Origin of the sequence: Moorella mulderi DSM 14980, from assembly GCF_001594015.1 — a bacterium.
GTDB lineage: Bacteria > Bacillota > DSM-521 > Neomoorellales > Neomoorellaceae > Neomoorella > Neomoorella mulderi.
Genome location: NZ_LTBC01000006.1, coordinates 99,809 through 119,024, shown reverse-complemented (window position 1 = coordinate 119,024; position 19,216 = coordinate 99,809). Strand labels below are relative to the sequence as shown.

14 protein-coding genes are annotated in these 19,216 nt (G+C 57.2%); 9 read left to right on the top strand and 5 right to left on the bottom strand.

All coding sequences use genetic code 11. The features are described from left to right. Positions 1-33: 33 nt before the first annotated feature. Complete coding sequence (locus tag MOMUL_RS09315) at positions 34-2,040, top strand: oxidoreductase (RefSeq protein ID WP_062284379.1); 2,007 nt, start codon at positions 34-36, stop codon at positions 2,038-2,040. A 119-nt stretch (positions 2,041-2,159) separates the two neighbouring features. Here MOMUL_RS09315 and MOMUL_RS09310 read toward each other — a convergent pair whose 3' ends face one another. The 3 genes from MOMUL_RS09310 to MOMUL_RS09300 all read right to left on the bottom strand — a co-directional run bounded on the left by MOMUL_RS09310 (position 2,160) and on the right by MOMUL_RS09300 (position 5,211). Continuing rightward, positions 2,160-3,569 carry a methyltransferase MtaB domain-containing protein gene (locus MOMUL_RS09310; RefSeq protein WP_062284377.1) on the bottom strand — a complete coding sequence of 470 codons (1,410 nt, stop codon included), beginning with the start codon at positions 3,567-3,569 and terminating at the stop codon, positions 2,160-2,162. Positions 3,570-3,678: 109 nt separating this feature from the next. After that, positions 3,679-4,311 carry a cobalamin B12-binding domain-containing protein gene (locus MOMUL_RS09305; protein WP_062284375.1) on the bottom strand — a complete coding sequence of 211 codons (633 nt, stop codon included), beginning with the start codon at positions 4,309-4,311 and terminating at the stop codon, positions 3,679-3,681. A 96-nt stretch (positions 4,312-4,407) separates the two neighbouring features. Continuing rightward, complete coding sequence (locus tag MOMUL_RS09300) at positions 4,408-5,211, bottom strand: methyltetrahydrofolate cobalamin methyltransferase (RefSeq protein ID WP_062284373.1); 804 nt, start codon at positions 5,209-5,211, stop codon at positions 4,408-4,410. 269 nt (positions 5,212-5,480) lie between these two features. Here MOMUL_RS09300 and MOMUL_RS09295 point away from each other — a divergent pair, with 269 nt between their 5' ends. Next, positions 5,481-6,155, top strand: coding sequence for a corrinoid protein (locus MOMUL_RS09295; RefSeq protein WP_054937970.1), 675 nt, complete (start codon positions 5,481-5,483; stop codon positions 6,153-6,155). Positions 6,156-6,206: 51 nt separating this feature from the next. Here the strand turns inward: MOMUL_RS09295 and MOMUL_RS09290 are convergent, their stop codons facing one another. Both MOMUL_RS09290 and MOMUL_RS09285 read right to left on the bottom strand, forming a co-directional pair. Next, entirely contained in the window at positions 6,207-7,529 is a 1,323-nt protein-coding gene (locus MOMUL_RS09290) for a PocR ligand-binding domain-containing protein (protein WP_062284372.1), read from the bottom strand. 462 nt (positions 7,530-7,991) lie between these two features. Further along, positions 7,992-8,993 (bottom strand): serine hydrolase, encoded by a 1,002-nt coding sequence (locus MOMUL_RS09285; protein WP_062284370.1) that lies wholly within the window; start codon positions 8,991-8,993, stop codon positions 7,992-7,994. A gap of 651 nt (positions 8,994-9,644) precedes the next feature. Here MOMUL_RS09285 and MOMUL_RS09280 point away from each other — a divergent pair. The 7 genes from MOMUL_RS09280 to MOMUL_RS09250 all read left to right on the top strand — a co-directional run bounded on the left by MOMUL_RS09280 (position 9,645) and on the right by MOMUL_RS09250 (position 18,851). After that, positions 9,645-10,367, top strand: coding sequence for a hypothetical protein (locus MOMUL_RS09280; protein ID WP_062284369.1), 723 nt, complete (start codon positions 9,645-9,647; stop codon positions 10,365-10,367). 497 nt (positions 10,368-10,864) lie between these two features. Then, positions 10,865-11,416, top strand: a complete 552-nt coding sequence (locus MOMUL_RS09275) for an RNA polymerase sigma factor (protein WP_062284367.1) — start codon at positions 10,865-10,867, stop codon at positions 11,414-11,416. Next, positions 11,403-12,884 (top strand): TolB family protein, encoded by a 1,482-nt coding sequence (locus MOMUL_RS09270; RefSeq protein ID WP_062284365.1) that lies wholly within the window; start codon positions 11,403-11,405, stop codon positions 12,882-12,884. Before MOMUL_RS09275 ends, MOMUL_RS09270 begins: the two co-directional genes overlap by 14 nt. An 8-nt stretch (positions 12,885-12,892) precedes the next feature. Continuing rightward, positions 12,893-15,199 (top strand): DUF8725 domain-containing protein, encoded by a 2,307-nt coding sequence (locus MOMUL_RS09265; protein WP_062284364.1) that lies wholly within the window; start codon positions 12,893-12,895, stop codon positions 15,197-15,199. Continuing rightward, complete coding sequence (locus tag MOMUL_RS09260; RefSeq protein WP_062284362.1) at positions 15,199-16,140, top strand: ABC transporter ATP-binding protein; 942 nt, start codon at positions 15,199-15,201, stop codon at positions 16,138-16,140. Before MOMUL_RS09265 ends, MOMUL_RS09260 begins: the two co-directional genes overlap by 1 nt. Then, positions 16,127-16,993, top strand: a complete 867-nt coding sequence (locus tag MOMUL_RS09255) for an ABC transporter permease (protein WP_054936745.1) — start codon at positions 16,127-16,129, stop codon at positions 16,991-16,993. Before MOMUL_RS09260 ends, MOMUL_RS09255 begins: the two co-directional genes overlap by 14 nt. 118 nt (positions 16,994-17,111) lie before the next feature. After that, a complete protein-coding gene (locus tag MOMUL_RS09250) occupies positions 17,112-18,851 on the top strand; it encodes a YcdB/YcdC domain-containing protein (protein ID WP_062284360.1) in 1,740 nt (579 codons plus the stop codon). Positions 18,852-19,216 lie beyond the last annotated feature (365 nt).

Here is a 19,216-nt window from a genome sequence, read left to right as displayed (position 1 = left end):
CAAAACTAACTGGATAAAAGCAGGAGGTTAATTATTGTGGCAGCCTATACCAGACTTTTTGAACCCGTCAAGATAGGTAAGGTAGAAGTAAAAAATAAAATTGCCATGGCCCCCATGGGTGTCCTGGGCCTGGTGACCCAGGACGGCTGCTTTTCGCAGCGGGCTATCGATTACTATATTGAACGGGCCAGGGGAGGCACCGGGTTAATCATCACCAGTGTGACCAAGGTTGAAAACGAAATCGAAGCGTTTAAGCCCGGGATGGTTCCCACCGTATCCGTAAATCCACCCCGCTTTATCGCCACGGCAGGGGAGCTTACGGAAAGGGTCCATGCCTACAACACCAGGATATTCCTGCAGCTGGGTATGGGTTTTGGCCGGGTGGCCTCGCCGGTCATGCTGGCGGGAGAACCCGTCGCCCCTTCAGCCATTCCTAATTTTTGGGAACCGGCTATAACCTGCCGGGAGCTGGCAACCAGGGAAGTCGAAACACTGGTCCGGAGGGCCGGCGAGGCGGCCGAGATAGCCGTAGAGGCCGGGTTTGACGGTGTAGAGATTCATGCCATGCATGAGGGCTATCTCCTCGACCAGTTCACCATCGCCCTGTTCAACCGCCGCACGGATAAATACGGCGGCGACTTGCGGGGCAGGCTCACTTTCCCCATCGAAATAGTGCAGGAGATTAAAAAGAGGGTGGGGAAAGAGTTCCCCGTCCTCCTCAGGTTCAGCATCAAGAATTTTATCAAGGACTGGCGCCAGGGGGGACTGCCCGGGGAAGTGTTTACCGAAAAAGGCCGCGACGTGGAAGAAGCGCTGGCGGCCGCCAGGATCCTGGAAGCAGCCGGTTACGACGGCTTTGACGCCGACGCCGGTTCCTATGACGCCTGGTACTGGGCCCACCCGCCCCTCTATCAAGAGCACGGCTGTTACCTGCCTTTAACCCAAAAGCTGAAAGAAGCGGTTAAGGTCCCGGTGATCGTCGCCGGCCGGATGGATGAGCCGGACCTGGCGGAACGTGCCCTGGTTGAAGGCAAGGCGGACATGATAGCCATCGGCCGGGGCCTGTTAACCGATGCTCAATGGGCCAGCAAAGCGATGGCGGGAAGGGTTGACAGGATCCGGCCCTGCATTGGCTGCCATGACGGCTGCCTGGGGCGGGGTTTCCTGGGCCGGCCCCTATCCTGCGCCGTGAACCCTGCCTGCGGCCGGGAAAAAGAGTACGGCATCGAGCGGGCGAGTTCGGCCCGGAAGGTAATGATTATCGGCGGCGGCGTGGCCGGCATGGAGGCGGCCCGGGTGGCCGTCCTGAGGGGACACCAGGTGGCCCTTTACGAAAAGAGCGATCAACTGGGCGGCCATGTCATCGCTGCCGCCGTGCCGGAATTCAAAAAAGACGACGCGCGCCTGTTGGAGTGGTATAAAACCGAACTGCGGGAGCTGCAGGTCGAGATCAACCTGAACCGGGAAGTTACCCCGGAACTGGTCCTGGAGAAAAACCCCGACGCCGTTGTTGTGGCCACCGGCTCCAAACCGGCCATGCCCGACGTGCCCGGCATCGACAAAGGGAAGGTAGGCACGGCAACTGATATTCTTTTGGGCAAAAAGCAGGCCGGCGATAAGGTGGTGATCATCGGCGGCGGGCTGGCCGGGTGCGAAACCGCCCTCTGGCTGGCCCGGCAGGGCAAGGAGGTGACGATAATTGAGATCCTGGACGACCTGATGCGGGCCGGCATCCCCGTGCCCTATATGAACCGGATCATGCTCATAGAGATGCTCCGCTATCAGGGGGTGGAATGGCGAACCGGTACCGGCCTGTTAGAGGTAACTGACGCGGGCGTTATCCTGATTGACAGGTCCTTCCATAGAACAACCCTCCCTGCCGATACTGTAGTCGTAGCGGCAGGGTTTACGCCCGAGCAGGGACTTTACCGCGCCCTGATGGGCAAGATGCCTGGCCTGTACCTCATCGGCGACTCCCGGGAACCCCGGAACATTATGGGAGCCATCTGGGACGCCTACGAGGTGGCGCGGAACATATAGAGGCAAGCGCCAAAGCCGGGAGGCGGGCGTTGCCGCGCTTTAAGGTTCTCCATGTTCAGGAGCGCCCTCCTTCCATGAATTTCCTGAGTTCCCCGCCTCTGTGTCCAGGCGGGAGCTCCTCAGGCATGGGTTACTTCTAGATCGTATTCTTCCGGCCGCCATTTTTTAAGATCGAGTTCTTTTTGTATTTCGTACCAGAACTTTTCCCCGTCGTCGGGTATTGTGTCGATTTGGGTGCTGATGATGTCCAGCCACTTCTTCTCTCTGGGGGACACCTGAACTTCGCCCCTGGCCAGGCCACGCTTGATGACCTCCACTGCCAGGGCGGCCGCTTTTTTGGTGGCAACGAAAGCATCCTTTTCCTTAACCAGCTCCTGGCTGATCTCCAGCACGATGTCCGGCCTCAGGACGTAGGCCTGGGGATCCAGCCTGGAATCGGAGGCGGCCAGCCAGTCCCGCATCTTCAGGGCGAAGCTGCGCCCGTCCGCTGCCGCTTCGTTCATCAGCCGGCAGTCGTAGATGAGCTGTTCCGTGGATACCACGGGTGCCGGAGCGCTCAGCAGCTTGACGTTCTGAACGGATTCGTTGCTCCACATGTCGCAGACACAGGCGGCGATGTTGCCGATGGCACTTAAATGGGCGCATGCCGCCGTTTTGCCTTCCATGGAAATGGGTACCCCGGCAATGGCTTTCATGTATGGCCCCTCATAGCCGCAATCCTTATCAGGCCCTATGGCACCCATTTCGAATGCCACCAGGCTCCTGGGGATGGTGGCCACCCTGTCCACTGCCGCAAACACCCTGGGGATCATTCCCTGTTCGGCCAGGGCGAGGGCGGTGTTGGCAAACCCGCATGCCGTATCTCCACCGGCTATAGCGCCGGTCCGTTCGGCGATCCTGACTATATTGGACCAGAGGAACCGCATGTCCCTGACCCCCAGGACACCCAGGGCAAAGATGGCCTTCCTGATGTTGCAGGTGACAAGCGCTTCATCGTGGACCTCCTTACCGCCCGTGGACTCGATGGACAGGATATCAGCCCCCTCCTCGGCGCATTTCTCAAAGGTGATTAACATGTTTTCCAGGAGTTCGCCCCGCTTCATCAGCGGCGGCCTCAGAATCTCCCTGGTGTCGTTGGGGGTACACCTGAGGAGGCTTTTTAGCCCGTACTTATCCTCGTACTCGTGCATCTTGTCCAGCAGGATCTTGTTAATTTCGATGCCCCACTCGGGCTTCATGGTAGTCTCCGGGAGCAGTTCCAGTTCCACGATGATGCCTGGCGCGTACAGGTCCTTTGCCCGCTTTAAAATCCCCTCAATCATCTCCGCATACTGCCTTCTGACTTCGGGCATGGTGCTTTCCTCAATATTCATCGGCGGGAGGGTCATGTTGATCTCGGGGTAAACAGTCCCTCCGCCGATCACCATACCGTTTTTTGCTTTCACGGGATGGGGCGCAATCCCGTAGACGAAATCATCAAGGGATTTGACCGCCAGTTCACTGAAGGTTTTAACAGGCTTGTAATCCATTATGGCTCCCTCCATAATAATTAATCCAGGGTTCCGTGGGGGTCATCCGGCTTTACCCCGGGCTGCCGACCGGGTTTCCTGCATCGACAGGTCAACCCGGCCGGCTGTCTTACTCAAGCAGCCGCCTGCAGAGTTCGGTGGCCGAAGCGGCGTCGGGGGCATATCCGTCCGCTCCGATTTCGTCCGCAAAATCCTGGCTGATGGGCGCCCCGCCGACGATTACCTTCACCCGCTCCCTCAACCCGGCGGCGACCAGGGCATCGATGGTTGACTTCATGTTCATCATGGTGGTGGTCAGCAGGGCGGACATGGCCACGATGTCTGGCTGGAATTTCTTTACCGCCTCCACGAATTTATCCGGGTCGATGTCCACCCCCAGGTTGTAAACCGTGAAACCAGCGCTCTCCAACATCATACCCACCAGGTTTTTACCGATGTCGTGCAGGTCCCCCTTGACGGTTCCCAGCACGATCTTCCCGATGGACGGCATGTCGAAGGCTCGCTGGCTCTGCTTGATCACCTCCACCCCGGCGTTCATGGCCCTGGCCGACATTAGGACCTCCGGTACGAACATCTCGTTGTTCTTGAACAGGACACCGACCCTGTCCATGCCGGCGATCAGGCCCCTGTTGATCACTTCCAGGGGATCAGCTCCGCCGCTCAACAAGCTCTTAGTCAATTCCACCACTTGTGCTTCATCACCCTCGAATACCGCCTGTGACAGTTCTTCAAAGCTGGCCATCGCGGCAAATCCTCCTTTTTTAATGATTTTAATTGAGACGTAATAGGAAGAGGATACGGCCGGTATTATTGCCGGGATACCGGAGCACGGCCGCTATCAGTCACGCCTGTACAACCCGCTGCGGTGGGCTTTCAGGTAACCGGTGCAGAAAGGGTCCTTCCCCAGCAGTGCCCTGGAGGCGTGGAAGAAGCCCATCATCTCCCTGTCCAGCGGATCCAGGATGTAGGAGTCCATACCGGCGGTCATCAGTTGCACCATGAAGACCTGGTTGAGGACCCGCCTGTTGGGCAGCCCGAAACTGACGTTGCTGAGACCGCAGATAATGTGCACATCGGGGTAAGCCTGCCTGATAAAGCCAACGGCTTCGATCACTTCCAACCCCGCCTGGTCGTTGGTACTGAGCGGCTTAACCAGCGGGTCGATATAGATGTCGTCCCTCTCAACACCGGCTGCTGTCAGGTCTTCTACCAGCTTCTTGACGATCTCGATTCGCTTCTCCGCAGTGGAGGGTATCCCGTCGTTATCCATGCACAGGGCCACCACCTTGGCTTTGAAGCTTTTAATGATGGGCAAAACTGCCTCAAACCGATCCGGTTCCGCGGTGATGGAGTTTAACATAGGCCGGCCCCTGGTCGCCAGCTTCAATCCCGTTTCCAGTACCTGGGGATCGGGGCTGTCGATACACAGGGGAACGTCCACTGCTTCCCTCACGGTGTTGACCAGCCAGGCCATGATCTCCGGTTCATTGTGAACCATAGTGCCGCAGTTGATATCGATGTAATCCGCCCCGGCCTGCGCCTGCTTCACCGCGATGTCGCGAATGTAAGCGGCATCCTCTCTTTCAATTGCCTCTTTAATCGGTTTGCGACTGGTGTTGATCAATTCTCCCACAATGAGCATCGGCTGTTACCTCCCAACCCGGTATGGATTAATCCGGCTTCCTTTAACGATAGAATTGTGTTAAACTTAAAATTATAAGTCAACTCCGCCTATCACATCCTTTTCGATGGTTTTAGATCCCTCAGAACCATTTCCTGGGACCCCGCTTGAATTATACTTTACGACAATATTAAGATCATGAAAAAAAGGCAATAAGTTGTGGCTAATTTATAGTGAATTGTCGTGTATAATTTATAAACGAAGGAACAAACAGGAAAGCCGGTGATACCTTGAGCGGCCGTACCCAAATATTCCAGGATATCATTTCTGCCATCCTGAGGGGGGATGCCAACGGCGTATTGAAATCAATTAGCTCGGGTCTGCAGATGGGTATGAGCGCCGACGAGATCCTGGAGGAGGCTATGATACCGGCAACCGTCCAGACCCTGGATAAATACCAGGGGGCAGATTTTTATATCCCCGATGTCATCAACGCCTCCCACGCCATTGAGGCCGGTCTGTTCGCCTTGAAACCTTACATTAAAAAAGGCCTGCATAAGCGAAAGAAAATTGTCATCGGCACTGTGGAAGGGGATATTCACGACATCGGGAAAAACCTGGTGGCTCTATCCCTGGGTTACGCCGGGTTTGAGGTTATCGACCTGGGTGTGAATGTCTCGCCGGCTGAATTCGTCAGGTCGGTGGAGCAGTACCGCCCGGAAATCCTGGCAATGTCGGCATTATTGACCACAACCATGGGCGAAATGGCCAGGGTAATCAAAGCCCTGGAGAAGCACCACCTGCGCAAGAGCGTCAGGGTGATGGTGGGGGGAGGACCTGTGACGAGGGAGTTTGCGGAGTCCATCGGGGCGGACGCCTACGGCAGCTCGGCCCGTGAGGCCATTAGTATCGCCCAATCTCTGGTGAGCCGGTGCAATGAGCGGGAAAGGGATTGTGCCTATTGAAAGGGGAAGAACGAGCTGCCCGTGCGGTGTTCGCACGGGCAGTTTTTGGATTCAGGCCAATGGAAAGAAATTCTTTCTCCTGTACTCGTTGGGGCTCAAGCCGGTGATTTTTTTGAAAACCTTGCAGAAATAACTGCGCTCTTTAAATCCTGTCTGTACGGCAACCGACTCGATGGTCTGTTCGGTTTGCCTGAGCAGGAGCTTCGCCTGCTCAATCCTCACCTTGTTAATGTGCTCTTTGAGGGAATAGCCCATCTTCTTTTTAAATAGTTGCCCCAGATACGCCGGGCTAATGTAGCTGGCTCTAGCGATTTCTTTAACAGAGAGGCTCTCGGAACTATAGTTTTTCTGGATATAATCGACAACTCTGTTGATGATGTCCTCTCCCTCGCTAGAGTTCTTTTCCGCTATCAACTCGATGAAGGCGTTTCCCACTGCCAGAAGCCAGAGGACGGCCTTCTCCACGGTGTCGGCTTCATCTATCTCCTTCAGTTTCAGATCGCTCAAGTGGATTACTTCCCCGAACTTTACCCCGTATTCGGTCGACGTGCGGATGAGGAAGCTCAGGAGCTCCAGGCTGCGTCCCTTGATAACTTCCAGCTGCCCCTTGCTCTGGATAAAAATCTGCAGGACGAGCTGCTCTAGCAGCTTTTTTGCCTTCTCGATATTGGCTCGCCTGATCTCGATAAAGATCTGGTTCCCTAGCTTGTTCAGATCCTGCTCCGTGTTACCCCCGGCGGTCCGGCTCCCGGCATCCTTCTGTTTCTTGTTTTCCGCCCATATCCAGGAACCGACCCTTCGCAATTTTTGCTGGAAGTCAAAGATCTCGCCCTCGCTCCTGGCTACGTAACTGGTAATGATAAACACCAGATCGGCCGCGGCCTGTATCTCTACCGACGTCACCGACTTAACCCTGTCTAAGGAATGCAATAAAACGTCGGGGTCCTGCCCTATCTCACCCGCTAGTTCCCTGATCCAGTGATGACAGAATTCGGCGGGCTGCCACATCATCACCTGGCCGCAGATAAAATTCCCGATATGTTTACCTCTGTGGAAAAAAGGACAGACCCAAGAGATAAGGCCGGCATGGCACTTGAAAATATAGGGCTCTTTCCATTTGAGGGCCTGTTCCCCGGCCCAGGCATAAGAGCTCCGGCAACGCGCCATTCCACTGGGACTCGATTTAACCAGCTGGCAGAACTCGCAATCACCCTGCTCGGAGGAGAGAAGGCAATTTCCTTCTAAATCTGTTATGGCGGAAAACATCTTCGTGGCATAAGAAAAAGAGTTTAACAGTCTCTGGAGAAGCTCCTTTTCCATCTTCTTTTTTATTTGGAGATCTTTCACTCTTTCGCTCAAACTCAGCACCAGCATTGTAACCGCCCTCCTCCCGACCGGCAATGATTTACGGATTGCGTCATTTTTCGGCTAGTATAAATTTTTTTTACAGGACTTGCATTCCTCTTCCCTTCAACCCGCCCGGAAATCGCCGGGCGAAGCGAGGCGGGTTGATTACAGCAGGATCCTTATTGTGAGTTTACAACAGGAACAATTAACCGGTAAGCGCACAAATTTTTTTCATTGTGTACTAAATTAATATTTTCGATGTATATTTTTTGTATCCTTCTCACTAGTATTACCTATGGAAGTATATATTTACCTGACCAAGTACCGCTAGGCCGGGTTTCACAAGACTAAAGGCGGTGTCAAGCTCCACCTGTGCTTAAACCCTTGAAAAGTGGGGATTGGTCAGCAGGCTCCTAGACCCGCGCTTGCATTAAAGCCCCCGGTTGCGCGTTAAAGCGCCGGCCGGGGGCTTTTTATCATTACCCTTTACTAATTCCGGGCCAGGTTTTCCTGGTAGTCGTACATCATTTTCGTGATGGTGGCTATATTGGCAAAGCCCTTGTCAGGATCTTCGACTCCCTGGGAGAGGACGGTGACGATAAAGGGCCGGGAGCCAAAGACGGCGCCGGCATCAGCCGGGCTGCCCCAGATGAACCCTTCCTTGTGGGCCACGGTAACGCCGTCGGGGATCTTTAAGGGTATGCCTTCATTGTAAATACCATTGGCCATGTCGTCCAGGAGCCGGCGGCCGTCGGGGTTGACTTTAGCAAAGTCCAGGGCGGCCTGGACATAGGTTGCCATATCCCGGGCTGTGCTCAAGTTTTGGCCGTCAGGAAAGACGGTTTGGCCACCCAGGCTCCGCATAAAACTCGCAATACTGCCCTTGTCGACAAAATTGCGCAGCATATTGTAGGCAATATTGTCGCTGGTAGTAATGGCCAGGGTGGTTAAGGTTCTTAAGGTAAGCTTATCCCCATCTTTGACACTGAACTGCAGGATGCCGCTGCCGCCCTGGTAGTCGGTGGCGCTGTTATAGGTCAGCTTTTGCTGCCAGTCCAGGTTGCCCTGGGCGACCAGGTGATTGATAAACAGGACGGCCGGCAGCTTTACCGTGCTGGCTGCAGGCAGGGGGGTGTCGGCATTGATGCCGAAGGACTGGCCGGAAATGAGGTCTTTAAAGTAGACGCCGTAAGTTCCCGGCTGGCCGGCCAGGTAGTCCTCAATTTGCTTCTTCAGGGGGGTGTAGTCGGGGGTATTTGCTACAGCCCCATCGGGGATATAAAGGTTCTGGCCTGGATAAATAATATCGCTGCTTAAATTATTACTGCTTTTTAGAGCATCTACACTGGTACCAAAACGCCGGGCAATCAGCCACAGGGTATCGCCGGGCTGCACCGGGTAGTTCATGGCCCGGGCCACCAGGGGAAAAACCACCAGTGCGGCCAGGACGAAGATGAAGGGCAAGTATCTTAACTTGTGACGACGAAACATCAAAGCACCTCCTGAGAAATGTAGCAGGGTTTGTCCCTCCCCCCTTATATTAAAACATAAAAGTGGTGGAGAAATATTAAGAAAGTATAAGTTTGGGCGGCGTAATTTTTGCCGGGGAAGGAAAGTTTTGCAGGTGGTGCAACTCCTGGCCATAACCGGCGGTGAGCCCTGGATTTATACATGCCTGCGGGAGCATGATTAACCCCCTTGATAACGGTAAGTACCTGCCGGCGCAGCCGGGGCGGCCCATTGCTACCGGGATACGCCGCAGGAACGGCCGCCCCAGCAGCAGGGTTACCAGCAGGCCGTAAGGAACCAGGGCCTGGATTAATTTTGTCAGGGGCGGTTCGCAGATTCGGGAGGTGATTAAAAGGCTGGGGTAAAGGCTATACCCGGGGGCTGTTTACAAGGGGGTCTGAGGTTGCCATGACCAGGGCGGTTAATGGTATAATGGGAGAAGCGAGGCTGTACCAAGGAGTAAACCTCGACTGGTGTTTCAGTTCCCACAGAAACGGAGGGAAGCAATCTAATCAAGGTGGGCATCGCTAAGCGGTACGGCCTTGACGGTATTGCCATCTGGCGCTTAGGTCTGGTGACCGGTGAGATGTGGGATGCCTTGAGAACTAGCGTAATACCAAGGAGGTGACTTTTGTGAAACGCTGGCATAAAATAACCATTACCGTAATAGCGGTTCTCAGTGTTACTGTGGCAGCTATCCGGCTGGTTGCTCCGGAGGTATTGGGAATACCTTATCCTCCGGGTGTTCCAAAATCTTCGTTAAGCGAACGTATCAAATTACTGGTCGGTAATAAATCAGAGCACCCGGTACAAAGAACGCTACCTGATGGTAGTACGGTTAAAGTTGACGCCAATGGGAAAGCTAGAGGCCCTCTCACTATCTCTCTGGTTTCGCTAATCATCAACGAGCTTGAGGAAAGATTAGGTATTTCTCCTGATAAAATTGAGGATAAATCTCCAGAGGACGTTAAAAAACTCGTTGGTGATACCTTTTCTCCTGTGTTAAACGTAATCACGTCTGCTCACAAGTGGCTTAACCTTTATTTCTGGCCGGAAGATGAAAGTAAGACTATTTCCCTCAACCGGCTAAAGAAGGAGATTTCTGAACTGGGAAAAGAGTGGGAAAGCGCTGTAGCGGGAATAAAAGAATTCAAGGACATACCTGCTGTCGAAGCGTTTATCGAGGATGGTAACAAGGCGTTTGTAGAAGTAAGAAAATCATCGATAATAAATCGTAAGCCGCTGGTAACCGCTCATAACATCTTCCACGACTTGGAAAATATCTGGTCGGGAAATGACTCCCCATCTTACGGGGTAACGGAAACGGAGAAGATTTTAGCGGAGGGAACCAAGTAGTGGTTCCTTTCGTCTATAAGTAAGAGAACAGATATGAGTAGGGGTTCAAGAAGCTGCCGGAACTCTGCTTCAGGAGAGGTTGGAGCCCGAGGGTAACTACACACAGTACATTCCCAGATATAGACGCATATAGGTATTATTATCAATCACCATCCTCGTTGAAAAATAAAAAAGCTGAATTAAAGAGATTTGCGGAAATTTTGGGACCTTATTGAGAGAGTTGGATGTCAACTTTTTCCGGGCCACGAGAATTTTTCGCTTGCACGCAGGGAACCCTTACAGAATATCCCTTATTTTACCACACATTTTTTTGTCTACCATTCCCTTTGCTGTTACTTTTTCCATGGTTTGTTCGTCTACTAGTTAGGGAAAGGCAATGGGGAATGTGTGCTGCAGGCACCTGGATAAAGAAAGTAGAGGGAACTTCCGCCAACCCTCTTTTTCCGGTCCGGAACGGGCTGGGGTTGCGCGGAAAATCCCGGGGGAGTGCTTATCTATTGCACAAAAGAGATGAAAATGAACGGGGCACCCGGGCTTCCTTCGCGGAGCTATACGACCGGTACTTTGACGCCGTAAATCGCTATTTACGCTACCGCATGGATAATCCCTGGGACGCCGACGACCTTACCGCGGCGGTCTTTTTGAAGGCTATGGAAAACTTTCCTAAATACCGGGGCGATGCTCCCGTTGCGGTTTGGCTCTTTCGCATCGCCCACAACGCCTATGTGGACTACCTGCGGGGGCGCCGGGAAAGGGTATTTACGGAAGAGGAAATGTCTTATCTGGAGGCGGCGCCGTCCGGTCCCGAGGAGGAGCTTTTGCGTTCCGAAGAGGTGCGACAGCTCAAAGACATGCTGCGGCGGTTGTCACCGGAACAAAGGGACGTGGTTTCCTTAAGGTACGCCGGGGAGCTAAAGTTCAGCCAGATTGCCCAGGTGCTGGGGAAAAGCACCGCGGCGGTGCGGATGATTCATCACCGGGCGCTGAAGGCGCTGCGGGCCAATTATGCAAAAGACAGGGAGGAGGTAGAGGGGATTGGGCGGCAATAGAACGCATAACGGCAATAATCCGGACAAGGTTACCCCGCTGGACCCCCGGCGCCATAAAGGAACGGGCCGGGAGGAAACGGACCTGATCCCTGATGAAAGCTCCCTGGGCGAACTTTTAATCCACATGCGCAGGGTGCGCCAAACCGTGCCGGTGAACACGCGGCTGCGGGAAGAGTTGCGGGCGCGGCTGCTTCAGATGCAGGCGGCGGAAGGGGCCGGCGGGACACAACGGCCTGGAGCCGCCTCCACCTCGGAGGGAGCACCGCAGCCCGGGGCCACCTCCGCCGGGGAAGGGACGCCGCCATCTCCGGCCCAACCCGCCGGAAAGGGCCGGTGGCCGAAATATTTCTGGCTGTTCCCGGCGGTACTGCTCCTGGCAGCCGGGTACTGGCTGTGGTGGTCCGCCCTGGCACCCAAAACCCTGGAGGCAGGAACCACCAGTGAAATCAGCCGTTTCTGGCTGGAGGACAGCCCCCTGGAATTTGCCTGCGCACCCCGGGGGCGGGGCTTTCTGGCCGTCAGGGGCGGTGCCCTGTTACTGCTGGACCAGTACGGCAACCAGACCGGCATAGTAAAGCCCCCCGGGGGCCAGTCCTATGCCTGGCCCGCCCTCACCCCCTCCGGCGATCAGCTGGCGCTGGTGCGGCGGTATGAAACCGGGGAGGCGGAGATTATCAGGGCGGCCATGCCAGCGGTTCCCCTGGCGCCGGAGGCCGCCCCGCAGGTGGAAAGGGCCCTGGCCGGTGCCGCCGTACTTTTAAAGGTAGATAAGGGGAAAAACCCGGCCGGCCTGGCCTGGTCGCCCGACGGCAAAACCCTGGCCTATTCCATGGAGGAACCCGGCGGGAAAGAAGAGATCTTCCTCTTGACCGGCGGTAAGGAGCCGGTATCCCTGGGCCCCGGCAGGAATCCGGCCTGGTCTCCCGACGGGTCCCGGCTGGCGGTGGAGCGGGCCGGTCCTGCCGGTGAACCGGAACTGTGGTTGGTTACTCCCGGCGGCGGGGATGCCCGCCGGCTGACCGGAGGGCGGCAGCCTGCCTGGAGTCCCCGGGGGTACCTGGCCTTTATCCGGGCGAAAACCACCGAACGGGTGCTGACCTACAGCCGGGACGGCTCGCCTCTGTTCACTGTGCGCCAGCGCCAGGAGGAAATCAGGACCATCAACCCGGAACTCCTGGGGGAAAGGCTCCCCAAACAGAAAGAAAACCAGACCCTGTCCACCGACCGGCTGCTCCTGGCCCCGGATACCACACCGGGGGTAACCGAATTGAACTGGCTGCGGCAGCTGGAAATGGAAGGGGTGCGGGAACCAAGGACGCTCCTCCTGGACCAGTTGAACAATTATCAAAGCATGCACTTCAGCCCCGACGGCAAAACCCTGCTGGTGGCCCGCCGGGATGGAGGAACAGTGGCGCTGGTGCAGGTGGAACTGCGGGAAAAAACAACCGGGCGGGGTGAAAAGCAGTGAGAGGGAAAATGCGGTTTTTCAGCAACGTCTTTATTCTGGCCGTCCTGGCCACGGCCCTGCTGGCGGGGGCGCTGCCTTCCCTTGCCGCGGCCCCGGTGGAAATGAAGGTGCGCCCCGGCCTGGGCGGCCTGTATAAGGTAAACCTGCACCTGGAACTGGTAATAACCGTGGACAACCCCGGGCCGGGATTTGCGGGAACCATTACGGTGGAGCAGGACGAGGAACGGCCGGAAAGGCGCCGTCCCGATCTGGCCCGGGTGGCCACAGATGTGGACGTGCCGGCGGGTGCCAGCGGGCAGTATCGCCTGGTGATCCCGGGGGAACTGGCCTCCGTGAAGCCGGTGGTGCGGCTGGTTTCCGGCGGGCAGGTACTGGCCGAATCCCGGGTGGAAGGGGTGGCGGTGGACGACGGCCGTATGGTGATCCTGGCCCTGGGTGAAGATGTGACCGGGGGCGGCCTGCAGGACTGGCTTTCCCGGGGAGCCGGCTCCCTGGCCACATTGAAATACCTCTCCCCCGGCGAACTGCCCGGGGACAGCCTGCTCCTAAGCGCGGCGGACATTATCATGATCGGACCTGCCGGCGTGTCCCGTTTAAGCCAGGAACAGGTCAAAGCCCTGAAGGAATGGGTGTATCTGGGCGGCTCGCTGGTACTGCTGGGCGGCGCGGGAGCCGGTGAAGGGGGTAGTTTTGCCGATGTCAGCCCGGTGCAGGTCAGCGGCAGGCAGGTGGTGGCCGGCAAGCTGGAGGGCCTGCGCTCCGGCGGGCCCCTGCAGGTGGCTGCCGGCCGGCTGGTGGCCGGCAAGGCCCTGGCCGTGGAAAACGGCGTCCCGGTGCTGGCCCGGCGGCCCCTGGGCCGGGGGGAAGTGCTTTACTGCGGCGCTGCTCCGGGGGACCTGGGCGGCGAAGCCCGGGATGTGTGGTCCGCCCTGCTGAACAGCACCATCCCGGGACCGGGTATAAAGGTCCTCCTTCCGCAGGGCCCTTACCCGACCGGGGACCCGGCGGTGGCCTCCCTGGTGGCTGCCAGCGCCTATATACCCCGGCTGGCGGGGCCGCCGGTGCCGGTGCTGGCCCTGTTGTGGCTGGTATACGCAACCGCCGTGGGGCCGCTGCTTTACTTCCTCCTGCACCGGGCCGACCGCCGGGACTGGGCCTGGGCGCTGGTGCCGGCGGGGGCGCTGGTGGCCGCCGGCTGTTTTTACCTGCTGGCCCCCGCCGGCCGCATCCAGGGTTACCTGACCCAGACCCTGGCCGCGGTGGAAATTCTTTCACCGGAAATGGCCGAGGTGCGGGCGGGGGCTTCCGTGGTAACCACCCGGGGCGGGGATCTCACCGTCCAGGCCGCCCCGGGCATGCTGGCCGGTCCTAGCTCGGGCGGCACCAACCGGACAGCGGTCCTGGTACAGCAGAATAAAGATACCACCACGGTCAACTTCGGTAACGTTCAGTACAATTCCCTGCGGCAGGTTTACGCCCTGGGGCTGCGGCGGGACCTGGGAAGCATCGCAGGACGGCTCTACCTGGAGGGGAACAGCATCAAAGGGGATCTGGTGAACAGGACCGGCCTGGACCTGCGGGACTGCAAGCTGATCCTGGGTAGCCGGGTGATCCCGGCAGGCAACCTGCCGGCGGGGGATACGGCACATATCGAGGAAAAACTGGAAGGGGTTAATCCGCCCGCCGACCCGGAAATGCTACTGGCCGCGCTGGGCGTGGGCAAGCCGGGCCGGCCGGGGGATCCTTATTTCCGGGAACGGATGATGTTGAATGAAATCATTTACGGTGATTCCGGGCGTCCGGCTGGTATACAGTTTATCGGCTGGCACGACGGGTCGCCGGGTATTTTTGCGGTGGCGGGAAAAAGCGGCCGGCGTGCGGACTACGGCCTGGTGCTGGTGAAACAGACCATCCCGCTGGATGCGGCTGGCCGGTTTTATCTTCCGGCAGGGTTGATCAAACCGCGCACCGGTGAATTCCTTATGCCTGGCCGGAGCCCTTCACCCGAAAACATTGCAATTGACGATCAAAAGGTCCACCTGGTTTATGATCTAGACGACGCGGGGATCAGCAGGAATTTTCAGATCGCAGCCCTGGATATTCAATATGCTAAAGGGCAGTTCAACCTGCCGGTGGAAATATACAACCACCGGGAGGGGCGGTGGGAACAACTGCCCGACGGCGGCAAAAGGATCGGATCGGCGGATTTGTCCCGGTATCTATCCCATAACCAGGTCTGGCTCAAAGTGACGGGAGAATCCCGGGGGCCTTACCCGGCATGGCCCGGCCTGGCGGTGGAAGGGGTGGTTTCCTGATGATCCGGTTTAATGGGATATATAAAAATTTCGGGGCCACCAGGGCGCTGGACAATTTCAGCCTGGAAATCGGCCGGGGGCTGGTTTACGGGCTCATCGGTCCCAACGGCGCCGGCAAGACCACGGCCATGAGCATCCTGGCCACCCTGCTGCTCCCCGAGGCGGGCACGGCCACAGTGAACGGCCTGGACGTGGTGGAGGAAGCGGAAAAGGTGCGGGGCATAATCGGCTATATGCCCGATTTCTTCGGTGTTTACGACGGCCTGCGGGCGACGGAATATCTGGAGTTTTTTGCCGCCGCCCATCACATCCCCGCCCACCGGCGGCCCGGCCTGGTCAGGACCCTTCTGGAACTGGTCAACTTGCCGGATAAGGCCGACGTATACGTGGACTCCCTTTCCCGGGGGATGAAGCAGCGGCTGGCCCTGGCCCGCTGCCTGGTGCACGACCCCAAGGTGCTGATCCTGGACGAACCGGCCTCGGGCCTGGACCCCCGGGCCCGGGCGGAGATGAAGGAAATTATCCGGCACTTGAAACACCTGGGTAAAACGGTATTGATCAGCTCCCACATCCTGCCGGAGCTGGCGGAGATCTGCGATGCCGTGGCCATTATGGAGGCAGGCCGGCTGGTGGTCGCGGGCACGGTGGCGGAAATCACCGCCGTTTCCCGGGGTGCCAGGCAAATGCGGGTGGCAGTGCTGGACCGGGCGGGGGAACTGGCGGGCTTTCTGGCCACCCGGCCCGGGGTAAGTGAAACCCTGGCGGATGAACAGGAGGTCCGGTTCCTTTTCGACGGGAACCAGGCGGAACAGGCCGCCCTCTTACAGGCCATGGTCAGCGGTGGCTGGCCTGTGGTGGAATTCACCGAAGTCCGGCGCAATCTGGAGGAAGCCTTTATGGCCGTCACCGCTGAGGGGGTTGAAGATAATGGCGGAAATTAACCCGGTTTTGCTCAAAGAGCTGCGCCAGCGGTTCCGCACCGGGAAAACGGCGTGGCTGCTGGCCCTTTACCTGCTGGTCATCGGCGCCTTCGTCCTGGGGTTCATGTACCTGAGCTGGCGGGGCTCCCCGGGCATTTTCCAACCCGACCGCAGCCGCAGCCTGTTCATCATGCTCAGCGTCACCCAACTGGTCCTGCTAGGCTTCGTGGTGCCGGGCCTCACCGCCGGCGTCATCAGCGGGGAACGGGAGCGGCAGACCTTGAATGTACTGCTGACCACCCGGCTCACCCCCCGGCAGATCATCTGGAGCAAGCTGGTTTCTGCCTGCGCCTTTGTGGTGCTGCTGGTGGTGGCCACCCTGCCCCTATACAGCATCGTTTTTATGTACGGCGGCATCGCCCCGGCACAGGTGCTGGGGGTTTTCGGCTTCTACCTGGTGACCATCTTTCTCTTTGGCTGCATAGGCGTGGCCTGCTCTTCTTTCTTTAAAAGAACGGGCGTAAGTACCGTCACGACCTACGGCCTGGCCTTCGCCCTGGCGGCGGGCACCGGTTTTCTGGCGGTGTTTCTGCATGAAATGAACCGGCTGCAGGCCCGGGGAGGTATAAGCCCGGAAACCTGGCACCCGGCCTTTCTGGCCTGGGTGGTGGAATTTTTACAGGACATCAACCCCGTTTTTGTTTTAATGCAGATCCTGGGAGAAAATGGGATTCCCACGGGGGTAAATTTCGGCCTGCCCGGCTGGGCCGTTTACACCCTGGTCTCCCTGGCCGCCGGCGTCCTGCTGTTGCACTGGAGCGCCCGCCTGCTTTTGCCCGGGGGGAAAAGGAGGCGAATCACCATGGATGTTTAAGCATCAGCGGCCAAAGAAAAATCTGGCCGGATCAATGTAATTTACGCGTTACATTCCCCGTTCCAAACAGTCCATATAACTGAACCCAAAATTTTATCCTTTAAAGGAGGAGATGCAGGTGAAAAAAGTGCAGGGTATGGCCGCCGCTGTGCTGGCCGCCGGCATGCTGCTGGCTTCCCCGGTTTGGGCGGCGGAAAAACCGGCGTCCGTTGTTCAAGCAACGGGCGTCGGTGGCGGAGTACGGACGGTAGCGCCACAGGGGATAACGGAAGCACAAAAATTGGTGCTCACCGCAGCCCAGAAACAGGCCCTGGAAAAGGTTTACCATGCTGTACCGGAACTGAAAGAACTGTCCGTGCAGGATGTAGCGGACGAAGGTGGCAAAGCCTGGTTCGTAATGCTGGGTAACCGTACCCCGGGCACGGACGGGGGTATCCAGGGCGCCTACGCTTACCTCACCTTTGACACCGCCACGGGAGAACTGCTCAGTTACAACTTCCAGAACCCGGCCTGGGCCTCGGAAAAGGTTCCCTCCCCCGCCCTGGCCAGGGAAAAGGCGGCGGCCTTTGCCCGGCAGATCCTGGGGGACAAAATAAAGGACTATGTACAGGGTGACGATATGGGCTTTGGCGGTGGAGGCAGCGCTGATGAAAAAGGCAATAAAATCTACTGGGCCGAAGCCAACGTACCCTACTACCGGCTGGTCAATGGAGTTCCCCTTATGAACAACAGCGGCTTTAGGGTGGGGGTGGACGTTTTCGGCCACATCATCAACTTCTACCGGCAAAGGGAAGAAGGAATTGATCAGGCCAAATTCCCCGATCCTTCCAGGGCCGTAACCCGGGAAGAAGCGGAAAAGGCCTTTGCCGGGATGCTGGAAATGAAACTTTTTTATCTTGAACATCAACCTTTTTATGGTGTGTTTAAACCGGAAAAGGGCGAAACCGGGCCGGCACTGGTTTATGCGCCTGCATCCCTGGCCCCCATCGATGCCCTGACGGGGAAACCCCTGGCCGAATTCCTGCCCTCCCTTCCCAAATCCCAGCGCATCACCCTGCAGGGCGAGGGCCGACAATTGATCGCCAGGACGCCGGAAGAAGCCGCCAAGCTGCTGACAGAAACATTTGGCCTTGACCTGACGGGCATGCAGTTTCACGGAGCCAGCGATGTGGAATCTTTTAATGATCGGGAGATCAAACAGAAAAGTTATACCTGGAGCACCATACCTCAAAAAGGGGCGGACGGCAAACCAGTGTTGCGCCAGGCGCGCTATGTGCACCTGATCACCAATGCCAGCACCGGAGAGGTTATAAGCTATAACCTCCAGGACGAATCCGGACGCGGCCAGAAAGCTACTGTTTCCCGGGAAGCCGCCCAGAACACGGCGGTGCAATTCCTGCAAAAATACCTGCCAGCAGGGCCGGCAGAGCTGGAAATGCAGGTGTACCCGGAGGTAGAAGAAAGGATTCCCGCCTGGGTAGACAAGAGCAAGCTGAAAGATCAGGAACGCCCCCTACCGGTAATCTCGTTTACCTTTAACCAGGTCCACCAGGGCGTGCCGGTTATGGACCGTGCCTTCTCTGTACGGGTAGACGCCCTGAGCGGGAAGATCGTTGGCTTTCACAACGGCATAAGTGGTGCGCCCGTTCCCCTGCCTGACAACCGGAACGTGGTGCCGGCCGAAACGGCCAAAGCCGAGTTTTTAAAACAGCATCCCCTGAAGCTGGTTTACATCTGGCCCGAGTATTTTGACCAGAAAGCCCCCTCCCCCTACCTCGTCTATATCCCGGCTCCCGGGCCCGACTTTTATTATGTGGATGCCTTTACCGGGAAAACAGTACAGCCGGAAAACAAGTAACGCTTAAATTATTGGGCGTCAAACACAGTGCCGGCAGAAAGACAGGTGGGCATACATGTATATAAGTTGAACCGGCCAAATACAATGTAATCACGTGCCCGCTCAATAATTGGAGTTCTACCTACGACTTCATAAAGGAACAGTGGGACCAGTTCAAGAGCGCGGCGGAGCTGGAGAAGCAGGGCTATGAAGAAATGCGCCAGTTGGTAGAGAAGTAAGCAAAAGGGGAGGCTTCTCTTAGGGGAGGAGCTTCCCCTTGTAACCTGCGACATAGAGGGTAAACTTCGGCTGCCATAACGCCGGCACTTCAAGTAGAAGGCCTGCCACTTAATTAGTGGGATATAACCGGATCACCATAGTTACCT